We start from the raw sequence: 2,986 nt of genomic DNA, 5'->3' as shown, positions 1-2,986 counted from the left end.
CCGCATCGAAGGCGCCCGCGAACACCGGATACGCCTCATACAACTCACGGCCCATACCCGACCGCTGCGCACCCTGACCCGAGAACAACACAGCCATCGGGTCGTGGTCGGTTGCCGTGGCGGTGACCACGTCGGCAGCCGACGGGTCGTCGGCCAGTGCCGCGACCTGACGCAGAAGACTCTCCCGGTCCGCGCCGAGGAGCACCGCTCTGCTCTCCATCGCGGTCCGGGCCACGGCGAGGGAGTACCCGTAGTCAACGGCGCTGTGGACCGTCTCGTGCTGGAAGGCCAGCAGCTGAGCGGCTTGTTCTGCTAGTGCCGGGGCGGACTTGGCGGAGAGGATCCACGGAACGACCGGGAGCACGGCGGTCGACGCCGGGAGTTGCTCGTCCGCCTCCGGGGACTGTTCCAGGATGACGTGCGCGTTGGTCCCGCTCATCCCGAACGACGACACACCCGCCCGTCGCGGCTGTCCCGTCTCGGGCCAGGCCACCGACTCGGTCAGCAGCTCCACGCCTCCCGACCACTCCACATGGGACGACGGCCTGTCGACGTGCAGGGTCTGCGGCAGCACACCGTGCCGCATCGCCATCACCATCTTGATCACACCGGCAACGCCGGCGGCCCCCGCGGTGTGACCGATGTTCGACTTGAGCGATCCCAGCCGCAGAGGCCTGTGCTCGGGGCGATCCTGCCCGTAGGTCGCCAGCAGGGACTGCGCTTCGATCGGGTCGCCCAGCCGGGTACCCGTGCCGTGGGCCTCCACCGCGTCGACGTCGGCCGGGGACAGTCCGGCGTCGGCCAGCGCCTGCCGGATCACCCGCTGCTGCGACGGTCCGTGGGGGACGGTGAGACCGCTGCTCGCGCCGTCCTGGTTGATCGCGGAGCCGCGGATGACGGCAAGGACCTGGTGGCCGTTGCGGCGCGCGTCCGAGAGCCGCTCGACCAGCAGCATGCCGACGCCTTCGCCCCAGCCGGTACCGTCGGCCGCCTCGGCGAACGCCTTGCACCTGCCGTCGGCCGCCAGACCACGCTGCCGGGAGAACTCCAGGAAGGCCCCAGGGGTGGACATCACCGACGCCCCGCCCACCAGCGCCATGGAGCACTCGCCCTGGCGCAACGCCTGTGCGGCCCAGTGCAGGGCCACCAGCGACGACGAACACGCCGTGTCGACGGTCGCGGCGGGCCCCTGGAGACCGAGGGCGTAGGCGATGCGGCCGGACATGACGCTCGCGGAGTTCCCGATGGCGAGGTAACCGCCGAGCTCCGCAGTGTCGTTGTGCAGCAACCCGGCGTAGTCCTGGGCGTTGGAGCCGACGAAGACACCGGTGCTGCTGCCGTGCAGCGAAGCCGGGTCGATGCCGGCCCGCTCCAGCGCCTCCCAGGCGGTCTCGAGGAGCAGTCGCTGCTGGGGGTCCATCGCCAGCGCCTCACGCGGCGAGATGCCGAAGAACTCGGCGTCGAAGTCCCCGACGGAGGTCAGGAACCCGCCCTGGTCCGCGTAGGTCGTGCCGGGGTGGTCCGGGTCGGGGTGGTAGAGCCCGTCCGCATCCCAGCCACGGTCCGTCGGGAAGCCCGTGATCGCGTCCGAACCGTCGGCGACCAACTGCCACAGCTGCTCGGGCGAACGGACATCGCCGGGAAAGCGGCAGCTCATGCCGACGATGGCGATCGGCTCCTGGGCCTCGGTCTCGACCTCGTGGAGCCGCTGCTTCGTCTGCCGAAGCTCAGCGGTCATCCACTTCAGGTGATCCAGGAGTTTCTCTTCACTCGCCATCGGAAACAGCACCGCCCCTTGAGAAAGCCATGATTTGCACGCGCGTCAACAACTGCCGGTCAGGACTTGCCGAATTCGCGTTGGATGAGGTCGAACAACTCGTCCGACGTGGCCGCGTCGAGCGCGGGATCCACCTCGACGGCTGTCGGCGTGGGGGTGTCCGACGATGTGGAGGCCGCCTGGGGGACGCCCCACGCCGTCAGCAGGCTCTGGAGTCTCTTCGTGATGTCCTCACGGTCGACGTCCGTGGTGGACAACCCGGACAGCATGCGCTCCAACTCGGTGATGGCCGAGGCGACCGGGGCCGCCGCCGACATGTCGCGGGCGATCTCGGAGCGCAAGTGCTCCGCCAACGCCGCGGACGACGTGAAGTCGAAGAGGAGCGTGGTCGGCAGGCGGAGCCCGGTGTGGGACGCCAGCCGGTTGCGCACCTCGACCGCCATGAGCGAGTCGAAGCCCAGCTCCACGAAGCCCCGCCGGGGCTTCACGGCGTCCGGCGACTCGTGTCCCAGCACCCGCGCCGCTTCGCCCCGCACGAGTTCGAGCACGATGCGCTGCTGCTCCGGCTCGGTCGCTGCGGACAGCCGCTCCCGCAGAAGCGTCGCGGCTTCGCCGGAACCTGCGTCCGTCTCCTCGCGGGACGGCGTCAGCGCGATCCGTACGTCGGAGAGTTCACCGAGGAGAGGGCTGGGGCGACGAGCGGTGAACGCGGGCGCGAAGCGTTCCCAGTCCACATCGGCGACCGTAAGGGTGGTCTCGTCTTCGGCCAGCGCCTGGTGCAGCGCGGCGATCGCCTGGACAGGAGCCAGCGCGACGAGTCCATGCCGGTACAGATCCTCGGTCGTGCCCTGCGCCATTCCGCCATCCGCCCAGGGGCCCCAGGCGATGGACGTGGCGGTCAGTCCACGGGCCCGTCGGCGCTCGGCCAGGGCATCGAGGTGTGCGTTGGCAGCCGCGTAGGCGGCTTGACCGCCACTGCCCCAGACGGCGCTGATCGAGGAGAACAGCACGAACGCATCGAGCGGCCGGTCACCGAAGACGGCATCCAGATTGTCCGCACCCGTCACCTTGGCCCGCAGCACCTCAGCGAACTCATCCGCGCTCATACCCACCAGGCCGGTCATCTGACCGATGCCGGCCGCGTGGAACACGGAACGCACCGGGCCACCAGCCGCTTCGAGCTCCTCCACCAGCCCCGCCAGAGCAACC

At 70.0% G+C, this 2,986-nt stretch carries 1 protein-coding gene and 1 pseudogene; both read right to left on the bottom strand.

Annotated features, from left to right (window positions below):
- Positions 1–1,738 (bottom strand): annotated as a pseudogene (locus tag BFF76_RS13520) (type I polyketide synthase); the annotation flags it as partial.
- 98 nt (positions 1,739–1,836) lie between these two features.
- Positions 1,837–2,986: beta-ketoacyl reductase (locus BFF76_RS13515; RefSeq protein ID WP_141695602.1), on the bottom strand; the 1,150-nt coding region annotated here is incomplete at its 5' end.

The organism is Streptomyces mutomycini, assembly GCF_001700505.1.
Classification (GTDB): domain Bacteria; phylum Actinomycetota; class Actinomycetes; order Streptomycetales; family Streptomycetaceae; genus Streptomyces; species Streptomyces mutomycini.
Note: the sequence above shows the minus strand (reverse complement) of the source record. Positions and strands in the feature narration are given on the sequence as shown.